This is a genomic window from Streptococcus oralis (genome assembly GCF_016028255.1).
Classification (GTDB): Bacteria; Bacillota; Bacilli; order Lactobacillales; family Streptococcaceae; genus Streptococcus; species Streptococcus oralis_AC.
On the sequence record NZ_CP065707.1, the window covers coordinates 1,065,360 to 1,082,175 of the forward strand.

Consider the following 16,816-nt stretch of genomic DNA (forward strand, 5'->3'; position numbering starts at 1 on the left):
TAAGGTTATATAGTCCCGATAAGATGGTAGAAATTTCTATCAGTACTTTGTAACTCGCAAAGAATGATGACTCCAAAGTCGCTCGTCCTTCTACGGTTGCCGCTATTAAGCGGTCACCCTATGCGCCTTACTAGCTTCAGAAATAAAAAAACATCGTTTTTATTTCTTTTGCGTCGTAACTCGCAAAGAATGATGGCTCCAAAGTCGCTCGTCCTTCTACGGTTGCCGCTATAATGCGGTCACCTTATGCGCCTTACTAGCTTCAGAAATAAAAAAGTATCGTTTTATTTCTTTCGCGTCGTAACTCTTAGACTATAGAAATACCTATCAGTACTTTGTAACTCTATAACAATATTTTTTAAGGGGGGACATTTTTATGTCAGAACGTAAATTATTCACGTCTGAATCTGTATCTGAGGGGCATCCAGATAAGATTGCAGACCAAATTTCAGATGCGATTTTGGATGCTATTTTAGCAAAGGATCCAGAGGCGCACGTTGCTGCTGAGACAGCTGTATACACTGGTTCTGTCCATGTTTTTGGTGAAATTTCTACAAATGCCTATGTGGATATCAACCGTGTGGTTCGTGATACCATTGCAGAGATTGGTTATACGAATGCAGAATATGGTTTTTCTGCGGAAACAGTTGGAGTTCATCCATCGCTTGTTGAGCAGTCGCCGGATATCGCCCAAGGTGTTAATGAAGCCTTGGAAGTCCGTGGAAGTGCAGATCAAGATCCGCTTGACTTGATTGGTGCTGGTGACCAAGGTCTCATGTTTGGATTTGCAGTGGATGAGACAGAAGAACTCATGCCTTTACCAATCTCACTTAGCCACAAGTTGGTTCGTCGTTTAGCAGAACTTCGTAAGTCTGGTGAAATCAGCTATCTTCGTCCAGATGCCAAATCACAAGTTACAGTTGAGTACGATGAAAATGATCGTCCAGTACGTGTGGACACAGTCGTTATTTCAACTCAGCACGATCCAGAAGCTACTAATGAACAAATCCATCAAGATGTGATTAACAAGGTTATCAAAGAAGTTATTCCCGCTTCTTACTTGGATGAGCAAACAAAATTCTTCATCAATCCGACTGGCCGCTTTGTAATCGGTGGACCTCAAGGAGACTCAGGTTTGACTGGTCGTAAGATCATCGTGGATACCTATGGTGGCTATTCTCGTCATGGTGGCGGTGCCTTCTCTGGTAAGGATGCGACTAAGGTGGATCGTTCTGCGTCATATGCAGCTCGCTACATTGCCAAGAATATCGTTGCAGCAGGTCTTGCTAAGAAAGTAGAAGTGCAATTGGCCTATGCCATCGGTGTGGCACAGCCTGTTTCTGTTCGTATCGATACTTTCGGTACAGGAACAGTAGCTGAAAGCAAACTTGAAAAAGCAGCGCGTCAAACCTTTGATCTTCGCCCTGCAGGAATTATCCAAATGCTGGATCTTAAACGTCCAATTTACCGTCAAACAGCGGCTTATGGACACATGGGACGTACAGATATTGACCTTCCATGGGAACGTTTGGACAAGGTAGAGGCTTTGAAAGAAGCTGTGAAATAAAACTAAAAGATTGGTAGCTGTGCACTACCAATCTTTTTTGCAAAAGAAAACCAGCTTATGGCTGACTTTCTTATTTTGTAGGAATAGAAATTTCAATCAATTTATCTGAATAAAGCGTCTTGATATTAGCTTCATCGATATTATCTTTATCGATTTTGCGTTTCATGAAGAAATCTTGGATGGTTTCGATTTCCGGTTCACGAATAGCGCGGTGTTTGTTGGAAATGAGGATTTCATAGTGAAGCGGAGCTTGAGTGAAAATCACATCTGTGTTTCCAGCAGAATAGACCTCGACAAGAGTTGCGTCTGTGCTTTCTAATTGGCTTTTAACAAGTTGCGAGTGTGAATTAGTCGTGTTGATAAGCTTCATAATAGTTCCTCCAATTTTCTAACTCTATTATAGCACTTTTTGGATAAAATCGTGTATTTTAGTCAATTCTATGCTGAATTTTCCAAGCTTCTATTCCCCATTTATGGCTACCACGTTTGAGTTTTTCAATTGCTTCATCAATAGGAAACCAAGCAATATGATTAAAATCTTCTAATGGTTTTTGTACTTCTTGGAAAGAAGTGGCTTCATAGAGATAAGCTGGATTGTAGTAGTAGGTATCACGGTGGCGAGAGTAAAAATACTCATCAGCTTGCCCATAATAGGTTCCGATTTCAGCTGTAAAGCCTAGTTCTTCGATTAGTTCTCTCTTCAGTGCTTCTTGATGGTCTTCGCCTGCTTCAATCTCTCCGCCTGGCAAGAACCAAGCCCCATTGGGAGCTTGAACTAGAACGATTTGTTTTTTTTCCGCATCCGGAATAACTGCGTACACACCATAGCGGGGCTGGTAGGTCACATTCTCTTTTTTTTCACCAAAAGTTGGGTTTACCATTGCATTTTCCTCATTCTCTAGTATCTTTATTATTATCATAATGGACGAGGGGCAAGCTGTCAAGAATAAACAGTTATTTTAGTAAAAAAGGTGCAGAAAATGATAGACTTCCTGCACCTGTTAGATCGTTTTATTCTTCTTTTTCAGAAGCATTCTCTTCTGCTTTCTCACTTTTCTTGGCAGATTTGATTTGAATCTTGCCATTGCTTGTCATAATTGCCTTGAGGTCTTTTTCACTTGGGTTTTCAAGGTAGTAGTCTGTGATAGCATCCTCGATATGGTCTTGAATGGTACGGCGGAGTGGCCGTGCTCCCATTTTTGGATCATATCCCAAGTCAACCAACTTTTCCTTGACCTTGTCTGTCACATCAAGGTGGATATTGTTGCTGGAGAGGCGTTTGTTGACATCTGCTAGCATGAGTTCGACGATTTGGAGAAGGTTGTCCTTGCTGAGAGGTTTAAATTCGATGATGCCGTCAAAACGGTTCATAAACTCAGGACTAAAGAAGTTGCCGAGTTCACCGAGAACAGAGTTGGTTCGACCTTCACGAGCAGCTCCAAAACCAACGCTGGCTTCGGCCTTACCAGTACCCGCATTTGAGGTCATGATAATGATGGCATCCTTAAAGCTAACTGTTCGTCCTTGCCCATCAGTCAAACGACCATCGTCCAAGACTTGGAGGAACATGTGCATCACATCTGGGTGGGCTTTTTCAACTTCATCGAGAAGGATGAGAGAGTAAGGATTGCGACGAACTTTTTCCGTTAACTGACCAGCTTCATCGTAGCCGACATAGCCTGGAGGGGCTCCGACTAACTTAGCCACGCTGTGTTTTTCCATGTATTCACTCATATCAAAGCGAATCATGCTGTTAGCAGAACCAAAGAGCTCAATGGCTAGTTGTTTGGAAAGTTCTGTCTTACCGACACCAGTTGGTCCGACAAAGAGGAAACTTCCGATTGGGCGGTTGGGAGTACCAAGTCCAACACGATTACGACGGATGGCTTTGGCAATCTTATCGACAGCCTCGTCTTGTCCGATAACATGGGCCTTGAGGTCTTCTGCTAGATGGATCAATTGAGACTGTTCTTTTTCTTTTAGCTCCCCAACAGGGATATTGGTTTTCTGCTCGATGATATGTTCAATCGTTTTCTCGCTGATGATTGGAGTATCCTGATCGGTCACCTTGTTCTTTTGCATTTCCTTGTACTTGGCAATCTGATCACGGAAGTAGGCAGCTTTTTCAAAGTCTTCCTCTCGTGTAGCTTGTGCCTTGAGATTTTCAGCTTCAATCAAGCGTTGATCAATCACTTTAGGATCAACAAAGTTCAGCGTCAAATTCATCTTTGAACCGGCTTCGTCTAAAAGGTCAATAGCCTTGTCAGGCAAGAAACGATCTTGGATGTAACGATTGGAAAGAGTAGCAGCTGCTTCGATAGCAGCATCGGTATACTTGACGTGATGGTAGTCTTCGTATTTCTTTTGAACCCCTTTGAGGATGGTAATGGTTTCTTCGACAGTTGGTTCATCTACCTTGACAGGCTGCATACGGCGCTCCAAAGCAGCATCTTTTTCAATGATGCGGTATTCATTGAGAGTAGTAGCACCGACCAGTTGCAATTCACCACGGGCAAGGGCAGGTTTGAGGATATTTCCTGCATCCATATTGCCATCGCCAGCAGATCCCGCACCGACAATTTCATGGATTTCGTCGATAAAGAGAATGATATCCTCACGTTTGCGTATCTCTTCCATGAGCTTTTGCATACGCTCTTCAAATTGGCCTCGAATCCCTGTTCCTTGAACTAGACTGACCACATCCAGACGGATGACCTGCTTGCCTTGGAGTTTATGGGGAACATCGCCATCGACAATCTTCTGAGCTAGACCTTCCACAACGGCTGTTTTACCAACACCTGGTTCTCCGATGAGGACAGGATTGTTTTTTGTTCGACGGTTGAGGATTTCGATAACGCGAATAATCTCCTCATCTCGACCGATAACAGGGTCAATATCTCCTCTACGAGCAATCTCAGTAATGTTGATACCATATTCCTCTAGGAGTCCTCTTTCTTGGCTAGGAGGTGTTTGAAGTGGACCGCGGTTTTGAGGCCCATAACCCCCATTTCCACCGTGACCATCACCTGATTGAGTGGGAGGAATGTTATTAGAAGAAGGTCTGAAATTGTTCAAATCATTGAAAAAGTCTCCGAAAGGATCAAAGTCACGATTGTTTAGGTCAGTCATTCCTTTAAAGAGGGTATTGTTTGGGTCTGTTTTGATAATTTTATAGCAATTTTGACAGAGATCAATTTGTTTTTGCTGTCCATTGATATTGGTATACAGATGAATTGTTGAGTCGTTTATTTTACAGTTTTGACAGAGCATACATCTACCTCATTTCATTCTTATTCTTGGCCTAAGAAAAAGGTCAAGAATAGTCAAAGTTTTATACTCTCATTATAGCATGATTAAGGTGTAAAGCAAGTAAAAAGATTGGGAAGTGGTCGTTTTTAAAAGAAGGATTTATGGAGAATCCAGCGACATTGAAGGTAAAAAAAATCCCATTTGTGGTGACAAAAAGGATTCTCATTCATCGGGCCTTACTGCCCGTTGTTTTTATACTAGTAAAGGAGTTCGTAGATCTCCATTGCAATCAAATCAATGCTATCAAAGGTATAAGTTTCACGTGCTTCAACATCGCGAAGGGTGAAGAGTGATCCGTTTTCTTCGTCATAGCTGTATGCAACTTCTGCAACAACAACTCCTTCACGTTCAAAATTACGTTTTAGATTTCCGCCATCTTTTGTCATAGCTTCTAGGCGGTTGATGATTCTAACCAAATGTGATTCCATTATGATTCTCCTCCATTTCTTATCGTTACTATTTTACCATAAACCACGGGGACTTGACTAGAAAAAACTAAGATTTCTCGCTATTTCTCTTTTGCATAAAATTATTGGTGAAAATCAGTGAAAAAATATTGAATTTTAATTCAAGATATGTTATAATCATACAAACTAATGTTTAGAAAGCTGAGTTTATATGAATTTTTCCTTTTTACCAAAGTATTTACCTTATTTTAATTACGGAGCTCTTATCACTGTAGTGATTTCAATTCTGGTAGTCTTTTTCGGTACCATTCTAGGTGTCTTATTGGCCTTTGCTCAACGCTCACGTTTTAAACCTCTTGTCTGGTTTGCGAATATCTATGTATGGATTTTCCGAGGAACACCGATGATGGTTCAGATTATGATTGCCTTTGCTCTTATGCATATCAATGCTCCGACTATTCAAGTGGGAATTTTAGGAGTTGATCTTTCTCGTTTGATTCCTGGTATTCTGATTATCTCGATGAACAGTGGAGCTTACGTTTCAGAAACTGTTCGTGCGGGGATCAATGCGGTTTCTAAAGGTCAGTTAGAGGCCGCATACTCTCTTGGGATTCGTCCGAAAAATGCCATGCGTTATGTCATTTTGCCACAAGCTATCAAGAATATTCTTCCAGCTCTGGGAAATGAATTTATCACCATTATCAAGGATAGTTCGCTTTTGTCAACAATCGGAGTCATGGAACTTTGGAATGGAGCTACAACGGTAGCAACGACGACCTATCTACCTCTAACGCCTCTCTTATTTGCAGCCTTTTATTACTTGATTATGACTTCTGTTTTGACAGTGGCTTTGAAGGCATTTGAAAATTACATTGGACAAGGAGACAAAAAATAATGACAGAAACCTTGATAAAAATTGAAGGCTTGCATAAGTCTTTTGGGAAGAATGAAGTCTTGAAAGGGATTGACCTTGAGATTAAACGAGGAGAAGTTGTGGTCATTATTGGTCCGTCAGGGAGCGGGAAATCAACTCTCCTTCGTTCGATGAATCTCCTTGAAGAAGCAAGTAAAGGTAAGGTTATCTTTGAAGGAGTCGATATCACAGATAAGAAAAATGACCTTTTTGCCATGCGTGAAAAGATGGGTATGGTATTCCAACAATTCAACCTCTTTCCCAATATGACAGTGATGGAAAATATCACTTTGTCACCAATTAAAACCAAAGGTGAAAGCAAGGAAGTTGCGGAGAAAAGAGCACAGGAACTGTTAGAAAAAGTTGGCTTGCCAGATAAGGCAAAGGCCTATCCTCAGAGTTTGTCAGGTGGTCAGCAGCAACGGATTGCCATTGCACGTGGACTTGCTATGGAGCCAGATGTTTTGCTCTTTGATGAGCCGACTTCAGCCCTAGACCCTGAGATGGTTGGAGAAGTTCTAGCTGTTATGCAAGACCTCGCTAAATCAGGGATGACTATGGTGATTGTGACTCATGAAATGGGTTTTGCGCGTGAGGTAGCAGACCGTGTTATCTTTATGGCGGATGGAGTTGTTGTCGAAGATGGAAGGCCAGAGGAGATTTTCAATCAAACAAAAGAACAACGGACCAAGGAATTTTTAAGTAAGGTTTTGTAAGACCTCATTTTTAGAAGAAATGGAGTAGGCATTATGGCTTCCAGTAAAGAATATTTAGATTTTATTCTCGAACAGCTATCAGAGCTAGAGGAGATGAGTTATCGTCCAATGATGGGAGAGTATATTCTTTATCATCGTGGTAAGATTATTGTGGGAATCTATGATAATCGTCTGTTACTGAAGCCTGTGAAGGTAGTTTTGGGTCAACTGGGACAGACTAGGCTTGAACGTCCTTATGAAGGAGCAAAAGAGATGATTCTACTAGAAGACCTTGAAGATAAGTCATTTCTAGCGAGATTAATCAAGGAGATGTATGAAGTCTTACCGGCTCCAAAAGTCAAAAAGAAAGCATGACAAATTTACCTAGTATAAATAGGCATAAAAGCTCGATACGAGCTTTTTCTTATAGTTTCAGACTATAGGGTCCATTAGGCAAGAAGTGTTAGAATGGCGAGTTATTTTTTGATATAATAGAGGATATTTGATAGAAAAGAGAAGAGATATGGCTCAGATTATCGATGGGAAGGCTCTTGCGGCTAAGTTACAAGGACAGTTGGCTGAGAAGACGGCTAAACTAAAAGAAGAAACAGGTCTAGTTCCAGGCTTGGTGGTGATTTTGGTGGGGGACAATCCTGCCAGCCAAGTCTACGTTCGCAACAAGGAACGGTCAGCTCTTGCTGCTGGTTTCCGTAGTGAAGTAGTGCGAGTTCCTGAGACCATTACCCAAGCGGAATTGTTGGACTTGATTGCTAAATACAATCAAGATTCAGCTTGGCATGGGATTTTGGTTCAGTTACCTTTACCCAAACATATCGATGAAGAGGCAGTTTTATTAGCCATTGACCCCGAAAAAGATGTGGATGGTTTCCATCCCCTAAACATGGGTCGCCTCTGGTCTGGTCATCCAGTTATGATTCCTTCGACACCTGCAGGAATTATGGAAATGTTTCATGAATATGGGATTGATCTAGAAGGTAAAAATGCGGTTGTCATCGGTCGTTCAAATATCGTTGGAAAACCGATGGCTCAGCTTCTTTTAGCCAAGAATGCTACTGTTACTCTAACTCATTCCCGTACAGAAGATCTAGCTCAAGTAGCATCGCAAGCAGATATTCTTGTCGTTGCAATCGGTCGCGCTAAGTTTGTGACTGCTGACTTTGTCAAACCAGGAGCGGTTGTCATTGACGTTGGGATGAACCGAGATGAAAATGGCAAGCTTTGTGGAGATGTTGATTATGATGCTGTTGCACCACTGGCTAGTCACATCACACCTGTACCTGGTGGAGTTGGTCCTATGACGATTACCATGCTAATGGAGCAAACCTATCAGTCAGCGCTTCGAACACTAAACAAGGACTAGGAAAATGAAATTCGTATTTGACCTGGATGGAACGCTATCTTTTGACTACATGACCATAGACGAGGAGATTCAGCAGGTTCTTTTAAAGGCTGAAGATTATGGTCATGAGCTTGTGTTTGCATCAGCTCGCTCTTATCGGGATTGTTTGGGTTTATTAGGTTCCGAACTCAGTCAGCGCTTGGTCATAGGGTTGAATGGAGGCGTAGCCTATCATCTGGGGAAGGCTATCTTCGAAAGGAATCTCGATGCTAAAGTTTATCAGGCGCTAGTGGATTATTGCCAGACTTATAATCTCCCTTTCTTTGTAGATGATTGCTTTGACTATAGTGGTCAGATTGTGGAGAAGATTCCATTTTTCTCCAGTGTGGACCCCCTAAAGGTAGCTCGTCATCAGAAACTCGAGGACTTAGGTACTCCGATTAAGATAGTCGTTTATATGGGCGACCACGAGGATTTGCTTGATGATCTGCTTGGTCAGTTAGAAAGACTGGGGCAGGCTCATCTGTCTTATCATGCGCATGAAAAGTGTCTTTATGTCAACCCCTTAGATACTCACAAGGCTACAACAGTTGAAACGTTATGTGGGGAAAACTTCATCGCCTTTGGAAATGATCAAAACGATATTGAACTGTTTAAGACATCTCTTTATTCAGTTCAGATAGGAGACTTTGCTGGCCTTACTCCATATGCAGATGAAACGTTAGAGCTAAAAGGAGCTCCTTCTCCAGCAGTAGCAGCCAAAATCTTACAGACTTTTGCGGAATTTAAGGGAAAATAGTGTAGAAGGAGGTAGAACAAGGTTCGCCTTCTTTTTATGTAGAGTAATGCAGTCTATAAACTATAAATTTGAAGTTTGAAAAAGATATTAATGGAATTCAATTTGTAGTAGAAAGAATCTAGAATCGAAAGCTATTTTCATTGCAACTATTCCTTTTAAATGACCCCTTCTTATATATCATTTTATTGGGTTAAATTAATGGAAAATAATTGCAATTTAAGGTGCGTTTTGATATATTTAATATATAAAATATATTATAAAACTTGGTACTTGTTTGTGTATTCAGAAGGAGGTTATTTTTTAAAATAAAGTAAACGCTTACTTTGTATCAAGAAAAAGAAATGAGGATTTTAATGAACAAAAGACTTTTTGATAAACGTTGTCATTATAGCATTCGTAAATTTGCAATAGGTGCGGCATCTGTAATGATTGGGGCTAGTATATTTGGTATTTCTGCTGTACAAGCTGAGGAGGTGGCTTCATCCAATGCTAAAACAGAAGAAACAACTGTTCATCAAGCTCAACCTTTAGATAAGCTTCCCGATGATGTGGCAGCTGCTATTGCAAAGGCTGATGAGAATGGTGGGCGTGAGTTTGTAAAACCAAAAGCTGAATCGGCAGAAGACAAAGTGACTAAGGATACAGAACCTACTACACCTACTAACGAGAGTAGTCGTGAATTGGTTAGTCCTAAAGGGGAAACTCCAAATAAAGTAGAAGAAGGAAACAAGGCTGATAACAAACAGAAATCTGAAGAGGCAAATCCAAAGCCTGTTGAATCTGCAGTAACAGCTGGAACAGAAGTGAAAGAGGATTCTAAAAAAACTTCTGAAAAGGACCAAGTGAAAGCAGACACAGAGATTAAACCTTCTTCTGAAAAATCGCAAGTGCTGTCTAGAGAGTCAAACAAAGCCGAAGTTGAAAAGGAAAAACAGCTATTATCGGAACGAAAACAAGATTTTAATAAAGATTGGTATTTTAAACTAAATGCCCAAGGAGATTTTTCAAAAAAAGATGTGGATGTTCATGATTGGTCTAAATTGAATCTTCCTCATGATTGGAGTATTTATTTTGACTTTGATCACAAGTCTCCCGCTCGTAATGAAGGTGGGCAGTTAAATGGTGGAACAGCTTGGTATCGTAAGACTTTCACATTAGACGAAGCAGACAAGAATAAGGATGTTCGTATCAATTTTGATGGGGTTTACATGGATTCAAAGGTCTATGTAAATGGTAAATTTGTCGGACATTATCCAAGTGGCTATAATCATTTTTCATATGATATCACAGAATTTTTAAACAAGGATGGTAGTGAAAATTCAATTACTGTTCAAGTGACCAATAAGCAACCAAGTAGTCGTTGGTATTCAGGAAGTGGGATTTATCGTGATGTAACCCTTAGTTATCGTGATAAAGTCCATGTTGCCGAAAATGGTAATCATATCACTACTCCAAAACTTGCTGAGCAAAAAGAAGGGAATGTTGAAACACAGGTTCAAAGTAAGATTAAAAATACGGATAAGAAGGCTGCTAAAGTCTTTGTGGAACAACAAATTTTTACTAAGGAAGGTAAGGTTGTTTCAGAATTAGTCCGCTCTGAAACGAAGAATTTAGCAGAAAATGAAACTGCAGATTTCAGACAAACAATCCTAGTTAATAAACCAACTCTTTGGACGACAAAAAGTTATCATCCTCAACTGTATGTGTTGAAAACAAAGGTTTATAAAGAAGGTCAACTAGTTGATGTAACAGAAGATACATTTGGTTACCGTTATTTCAATTGGACTGCTAAGGAAGGTTTCTCTCTGAATGGTGAACGCATGAAATTCCACGGAGTAAGTATTCACCATGACAATGGAGCCTTGGGGGCAGAAGAGAATTATAAGGCTACCTATCGTAAATTAAAACTCTTGAAAGATATGGGGGTTAACTCTATTCGAACAACCCACAATCCAGCGAGTCCTCAGTTGCTTGATGCTGCAGCTAGTTTAGGTCTTTTGGTTCAAGAGGAAGCTTTTGATACTTGGTATGGTGGCAAGAAGACTTACGACTATGGACGGTTCTTTGATCAAGATGCAACTCATCCGGAGGCTAAGAAGGGTGAGAAGTGGTCTGATTTTGATCTCAGAACAATGGTAGAACGTGATAAGAACAATCCCTCTATCGTCATGTGGTCTCTTGGAAATGAGGTAGAGGAGGCAAATGGTAGTCCTCGTTCTATCGAAACTGCTAAACGCTTGAAGGCAGTTATCAAAGCGATTGATACTGAGCGTTATGTAACCATGGGGGAAAACAAATTTAGTCGTGCGGCGACAGGTGATTTCTTGAAACTCGCAGAAATTATGGATGCTGTCGGTATGAACTATGGTGAACGTAATTATGATGCTGTTCGTAGAGCGCATCCAGACTGGCTCATTTATGGTTCTGAAACTTCTTCAGCTACTAGGACGCGTGATTCTTATTATAACCCTGCTCAAATCCTTGGACATGACAATCGTCCAAATCGTCACTATGAACAATCTGACTATGGTAATGACCGTGTTGGATGGGGAAGAACAGCTACTGAATCATGGACTTTTGACCGTGATCGTGCTGGCTATGCTGGACAATTTATCTGGACAGGAATTGACTATATCGGTGAACCAACTCCATGGCATAACCAAGATAATACACCTGTAAAAAGTTCTTACTTTGGTATCATCGATACGGCTGGTTTACCAAAGAATGATTTCTACCTTTACCGTAGTGAATGGTATAGTGCTAAAGAAAAGCCAACTGTTCGCATTTTACCACATTGGAACTGGACTGAAGAGACCCTTAAGGAACGCAAGATGCTGGTTAATGGAAAGGTTCCGGTTCGTACCTTCTCAAATGCTGCAAGCGTCGAATTGTTCTTAAATGGAGAGTCACTTGGTAAAAAGGAATTTACTAAGAAAACGACAGAAGATGGACGTCCATATCATGAGGGGGCTAAACCAAGTGAATTGTATCTTGAGTGGCTTGTGAAATACCAACCAGGTACACTGACTGCGATTGCTCGAGATGAAAATGGGAATGAAATTGCGCGTGATAGTGTGACAACTGCTGGGGAGCCAGCAAGAGTTCGTCTGACTAAAGAAGAGCATGTTATCACTGCAGATGGAAAGGACCTATCCTACATCCATTATGAAATTGTTGATGGCGATGGTAATGTGGTTCCTACAGCTAACAATCTTGTTCATTTCAATCTTCATGGTCAGGGACAAATCGTTGGTGTGGATAATGGAGAACAAGCTAGTCGTGAACGCTACAAAGCTCAAGCAGATGGAACATGGCAAAGACGTGCTTTCAATGGTAAAGGGGTTGTCATTGTAAAATCAACAGAAAAAGAAGGTAAATTTACTCTTTATGCAGATTCTGCTGGTTTGACATCTGATAGCGCAACGGTCGCAACGGTGTCTGGTAAGAAAGAAAATCGTCACTTTGTAGCCTTTGCTCCTGTAAAAGCAACAACTGATGTGACGACAAATCCTGAATTACCTCAAACAGTAACAGCTATTTATAGTGACGGTAGTGTTGAGGAAAAGACTGTAACTTGGGAAATGCCATCTGACTTGCTTACAAGCGCAGGTGAGAAAAAAGTATCTGGACGTGTAGAAGGTTTGGAAACTAAAGCTGAGGCACTTGTTAAAGTGATTGCTTTAGATAGATGGTTACCAAAAGTTGCTACAGTTCCAGTTGGAACGAATGCGGCTGATTTGGATAAAACGGTCACAGCTGTTCTGACAGATGGTAGCTTGATTGATACTGATGTTGTTTCTTGGACTTTGAAAGACCCTGCTGCTTTGAACAAGGAAGGTGGACGTACGGAGGCTACTGGTAAATTGGTAGATGACGACCGTGAAGTGACTGCAACCTTTATCGCAAGTAGTAAGGAAACAACAAGTAGCATTACAGGACTTACTGTTGGGGATAAAGCTCTTGAGAATTTTGAGTCTGGCAAGACCTATTACCGTGTATCCCTTCCTTACACTGCAACTATTCCAAGTGTTGGAGCTCAGACTACCGGATATCAAGTAACTGTTCAGCAAGCTTCTGCTGATAATGGTTATCAGGCTTCTGTCTTCTTGAGTGACCAAAAGGGTGACTTGGTTCAAACTTACTTAATTCAGTTTGTGAAGGAAGCTCCTGCTTTGAAACGTTTGGAAGTGGTTGTAGAAGGAAAAGAAACTGCCACTGAAGATCAAGTATTAACTTATCACGTCATTGGTCGTTATGAGGATGGTTCACAAACAGAGTTTTCGGCTTCAGATATTCACTTAGAAGCTAAATCATCTGATGGGGGACATCTTGAGGTGAATGGTCAGAATCTATTGCTCTATACTAAGGGAAGAGTGACTTTGACACCTCGAATCGATAATCAAACAGAGAAAACAGAATCTGTAACCACTGAAGTGGTGATTAAAGAAAATAAAGTCAGCAAGAAGATTGTGAAACTTCATCCTGTGTCTGTTTCTACAGATATCAATCAGCAACCGAATCTACCTAAAGAAGTTGGAGCAGAATTTGATAAGGGCTTGCCACGCAAAGTATCTGTAGCTTGGGATAAGGTAGATGAAAAAGAGTTGGGGCACTATCATAGCTTTACGCTTAAAGGACATGTGGAAGGCACAGATATTGAAGCTCAAGCGACTGTAACGGTTGAAGGATTGCAAGTTGCAGAGGAAATCAGTCTCACAGTACCTAAGGGTGAGACGGTTCAATTGCCAGCTAATGTTCGGGCTTACCATTCTAACGGAACAACTATCTATAAAGATGTTGTTTGGGATCAGGTTCCAGCCAACTTTAGTCAAACTGAAGGGGTCTATGAAATCAATGGTCGTTTAGTAGGTAGCAATCTGACAACTAAAGCTCATGTTCGAGTGTCTAGTCAAGTGGTTGCTGGAAATAATATCTCTAAACAATGGACAGGTTCACAATTACCAGCTGCCATTGTATCCAATACAGGAGGAGATGACACAGCCAACACCTTGAACGATTTGACTGTATCAAGAACGCCATCAGATGCTAAAAATAGATGGACTACTTGGAGAACAAATACTGATAATGACTGGGCTTCTATCTTATTTGGTAATTCAGGAGACTTGACGAAGCGTTTTGTCAACAATTTGTCGGTTGATTTCTATACTGATGGAGCAATTGGTCTTCCAAAAGAATATGTAGTTGAATATTATGTAGGTAAAGAAATTCCAGATTTACCAAGTGATGTCAGTCATGCGCAACGAGATAGCAATCATCCATTTAATAATCCAGACAATTGGAAAGCAGTTGAAAACTTACATGCTCCAAGTCAGCTGTCTGCAACTCAAACCAATCACTTCACATTTGACAAGGTCGAAACCTACGCTGTTCGTATTCGTATGAAGAAAGCAGATGGAACATCAGGTGTTGGTCTGACAGAGCTAACTGTGCTTGGAAACAAGGTCTTAAGTGAAACAAGTTCAGAGATTTCTATCAAGGTAGATGGCAAGGATCTTGAACATTTTAATCCATCTAAGACAGATTACTATATTCCTCAATCTAGCAAAGAAATCACAGCAACAGCTAGCAATAATGGTTTGGTAACAGTTGTTCCTGCAACAAGTCCAAAAGGTGCAACACGTCTCATCTTGAAAGCAGAAGATGGTACGGTGTTGAAAGAATATCGAATTTTCCGCAATGATGAGAGAGAAACTAGTCAACCTCTTGCTGCAGAAAACAGTGCTAAAATCTTGAATGTTGGAGACAATCTTCAACTTCCTTCAGAAGTAAGTGTTTATTATCCAACTTCAACTAATTGGACTACAGATAAACTTGCAGTGAAGTGGGATGCTATTCCTGAACATGCGACAGAGCATGAGGGAACATTTGAAGTTACCGGTCATGTCATTGGTACAAATCTAACGACTAAAATGCAGGTGACAGTTGTTTCTAAAGGCAATCAAGTCATTTCAGAAAATCCAAGCAACAATGAAACTGATTCTAAAGCCTTTGCTTCGACAACGAACGATACTCAAGCAGCTTCACATGATCGAATTTTCTATATCAATGATGGAAAATACAATGAAGATGGACGTTGGACAAACTGGTCTCGTACTCCGAAAAATCAAGAAACTTCTGTTGGATTACTCTTTAAGAAGGATGGAAAAATTGCTTCTCAATCTATTGGGAAAGTAGCCATTCAGTTCTTTAAAGATAGTGGCACAGATGCTCCAGAGAAAATGGTTCTAGAAAGATATATTGGTCCTGCTTTTACAGAACCAAGTACGATTTCTCGTTACGAAGAAAATGCCGATCATCCATTTAACAAGGCAGAAAATTGGGCACCAATTTCTTACAAAGCTTCTGGAGAATTAGTAGCTGGTAAACCAATCGAGTTTAACTTTGAACCGGTTCAAACGACAGCTATTCGTGCGCGCATGACTCGTAAGGCTACCACCAATGGTCTTGCACTTGTAGAATTTACAGCCTACTCTGCAGGCAAGGGATCAGAAGTGGAAACACCATCAGCGACTATTTCGATCGACGGAAAAGCATTGGAAAACTTTGATCCAAATGTGACAGATTATACTCTAACAACAATGGGTTCAAAACCAAAAGTCACTGCAACAACTAGTGGACATGGAGTTGTTACAGTTGTGGATTCTGGAAATGCCAATCTTCCAACACTAGTTCGTCTTGTTTCCAAAGATGGAAATCTAGTGAAAGAATATCGTTTACACTTTAAGTCTACCTTCCAAACAACACCGACAGAAGGCGTTAAGAACTTAGTAGCAGAAACTCCAAGTTTGGAAATTGAAAAGACTCCGCTTCCGTTTAAAGAAGTTATTCGTGAAAACCCTGAACTTGCTCAAGGTCAACGTCGTATCGTTTCTGAAGGACAAGATGGAGAAAAAGTTGATTATATTCAAGTTTTGGGTACTACTAGAAATCTTGTTCATTCTGAAGAAAGAAAGGCTCAGGATCGCATTGTTGAAGTAGGAGTGAAAGCATCTATTTCAAGTAGTAAAGGCGAGGAGCCAGCTCCAGTCAATGAAGTTCCAGAATTCAAAGGAGGTGCTAACTTTGTAGAAGCAGCAGTCAATGAAGTTCCAGAATTCAAAGGAGGTGCTAACTTTGTAGAAGCAGCAGTAAACGAAGTTCCAGAATACACAGGAACTCTTGCTACTGTAGGAGATCAAGCGGCACCAAGCGTTGAGAAACCTGAATTTAAGGGTGGCGTTAATGCTGTAATGGCTCTAGAACATAAACTTCCAGAGTATCATGGTGTTCTAGCCACGGTAGGAAATGAGGAAGCGCCTGTTCTTGAAAAACCAGATTATCCAGTAGAGCTATTAGCTCATGACCAGACTATAAAACCAAATGTTTCAGTAGTAAAAGAAGAGCAAAATAGATTACCAGAAACAGGTGAGGGAGAATCTGAAACAGCCATTTTCTTGGCAGGTGTTAGCTTGGCCTTGTCAGCAGCCCTGTTAACTGCAAAACGAAAAGAGGATTAGTTTGTGCGTCTAATGCTATCCTATTGGTATAGCTTGGTCGATGATAAAAAATCACATCGATAAATGAGTTGAAGAGATGGAGAGGACCGATTAGGCCTCTCCGTCTTTACTAGTAAAAATGGAATCGTTTACTTTCGTGTTTGGATGAAAGGAGATAAGATAAAGATGGATAAAAATTTTTTCAATAAACGTTGTCATTACAGTATTCGTAAATTCGCTATTGGAGTAGCTTCTATTATGATTGGTGCC

11 protein-coding genes and 1 pseudogene are annotated in these 16,816 nt (G+C 40.7%); 8 read left to right on the plus strand and 4 right to left on the minus strand.

All coding sequences use genetic code 11. The annotated features are described in order from the left end of the window. Positions 1-376 precede the first annotated feature (376 nt). A complete protein-coding gene (metK, locus tag I6G42_RS05200; RefSeq protein WP_000003926.1) occupies positions 377-1,567 on the plus strand; it encodes a methionine adenosyltransferase in 1,191 nt (396 codons plus the stop codon). 70 nt (positions 1,568-1,637) lie between these two features. Here metK and I6G42_RS05205 read toward each other — a convergent pair whose 3' ends face one another. The 4 genes from I6G42_RS05205 to I6G42_RS05220 form a co-directional block, all read right to left on the minus strand. Beyond that, positions 1,638-1,937, minus strand: coding sequence for a DUF1827 family protein (locus I6G42_RS05205; protein WP_000767191.1), 300 nt, complete (start codon positions 1,935-1,937; stop codon positions 1,638-1,640). Positions 1,938-1,995: 58 nt separating this feature from the next. After that, positions 1,996-2,448, minus strand: coding sequence for an NUDIX hydrolase (locus tag I6G42_RS05210; protein WP_038804979.1), 453 nt, complete (start codon positions 2,446-2,448; stop codon positions 1,996-1,998). A 130-nt stretch (positions 2,449-2,578) separates the two neighbouring features. After that, complete coding sequence (locus I6G42_RS05215; protein WP_038804980.1) at positions 2,579-4,837, minus strand: ATP-dependent Clp protease ATP-binding subunit; 2,259 nt, start codon at positions 4,835-4,837, stop codon at positions 2,579-2,581. A gap of 236 nt (positions 4,838-5,073) precedes the next feature. Then, positions 5,074-5,304 (minus strand): DUF1797 family protein, encoded by a 231-nt coding sequence (locus tag I6G42_RS05220; RefSeq protein WP_000443579.1) that lies wholly within the window; start codon positions 5,302-5,304, stop codon positions 5,074-5,076. Positions 5,305-5,494: 190 nt separating this feature from the next. On the opposite strand from I6G42_RS05220, the gene I6G42_RS05225 reads away from it, so the two are divergent. The 7 genes and pseudogenes from I6G42_RS05225 to I6G42_RS10050 form a co-directional block, all read left to right on the plus strand. Continuing rightward, a complete protein-coding gene (locus I6G42_RS05225) occupies positions 5,495-6,178 on the plus strand; it encodes an amino acid ABC transporter permease (protein ID WP_038804981.1) in 684 nt (227 codons plus the stop codon). Beyond that, positions 6,178-6,912: an amino acid ABC transporter ATP-binding protein gene (locus I6G42_RS05230; protein ID WP_038804982.1), complete on the plus strand. Its 735-nt coding sequence runs from the start codon at positions 6,178-6,180 to the stop codon at positions 6,910-6,912. Before I6G42_RS05225 ends, I6G42_RS05230 begins: the two co-directional genes overlap by 1 nt. 33 nt (positions 6,913-6,945) lie before the next feature. Beyond that, the gene (locus I6G42_RS05235; RefSeq protein ID WP_038804984.1) at positions 6,946-7,266 is read left to right on the plus strand and encodes a TfoX/Sxy family protein; all 321 of its coding nucleotides are present in this window, start codon (positions 6,946-6,948) and stop codon (positions 7,264-7,266) included. A 148-nt stretch (positions 7,267-7,414) separates the two neighbouring features. After that, entirely contained in the window at positions 7,415-8,272 is an 858-nt protein-coding gene (locus tag I6G42_RS05240; RefSeq protein WP_038804985.1) for a bifunctional methylenetetrahydrofolate dehydrogenase/methenyltetrahydrofolate cyclohydrolase, read from the plus strand. A 4-nt stretch (positions 8,273-8,276) separates the two neighbouring features. Next, a complete protein-coding gene (locus tag I6G42_RS05245; protein WP_000673624.1) occupies positions 8,277-9,050 on the plus strand; it encodes an HAD hydrolase family protein in 774 nt (257 codons plus the stop codon). 353 nt (positions 9,051-9,403) lie between these two features. After that, positions 9,404-16,567: an SIALI-17 repeat-containing surface protein gene (locus tag I6G42_RS05250; RefSeq protein WP_038804986.1), complete on the plus strand. Its 7,164-nt coding sequence runs from the start codon at positions 9,404-9,406 to the stop codon at positions 16,565-16,567. Positions 16,568-16,732: 165 nt separating this feature from the next. Further along, positions 16,733-16,798 (plus strand): annotated as a pseudogene (locus tag I6G42_RS10050) (YSIRK-type signal peptide-containing protein); the annotation flags it as partial. Positions 16,799-16,816 lie beyond the last annotated feature (18 nt).

Bases quoted from the DNA above. Each gene is read 5' to 3' on its own strand.
- I6G42_RS05230 (WP_038804982.1), top strand. From the start codon at position 6,178: ATGACAGAAACCTTGATAAAAATTGAAGGCTTGCATAAGTCTTTTGGG.
- I6G42_RS05245 (WP_000673624.1), top strand. From the start codon at position 8,277: ATGAAATTCGTATTTGACCTGGATGGAACGCTATCTTTTGACTACATG.
- I6G42_RS05240 (WP_038804985.1), top strand. From the start codon at position 7,415: ATGGCTCAGATTATCGATGGGAAGGCTCTTGCGGCTAAGTTACAAGGA.
- I6G42_RS05250 (WP_038804986.1), top strand. From the start codon at position 9,404: ATGAACAAAAGACTTTTTGATAAACGTTGTCATTATAGCATTCGTAAA.
- I6G42_RS05225 (WP_038804981.1), top strand. From the start codon at position 5,495: ATGAATTTTTCCTTTTTACCAAAGTATTTACCTTATTTTAATTACGGA.
- I6G42_RS05220 (WP_000443579.1), bottom strand. From the start codon at position 5,304: ATGGAATCACATTTGGTTAGAATCATCAACCGCCTAGAAGCTATGACA.
- I6G42_RS05205 (WP_000767191.1), bottom strand. From the start codon at position 1,937: ATGAAGCTTATCAACACGACTAATTCACACTCGCAACTTGTTAAAAGC.
- I6G42_RS05210 (WP_038804979.1), bottom strand. From the start codon at position 2,448: ATGGTAAACCCAACTTTTGGTGAAAAAAAAGAGAATGTGACCTACCAG.
- I6G42_RS05215 (WP_038804980.1), bottom strand. From the start codon at position 4,837: ATGCTCTGTCAAAACTGTAAAATAAACGACTCAACAATTCATCTGTAT.
- metK (WP_000003926.1), top strand. From the start codon at position 377: ATGTCAGAACGTAAATTATTCACGTCTGAATCTGTATCTGAGGGGCAT.
- I6G42_RS05235 (WP_038804984.1), top strand. From the start codon at position 6,946: ATGGCTTCCAGTAAAGAATATTTAGATTTTATTCTCGAACAGCTATCA.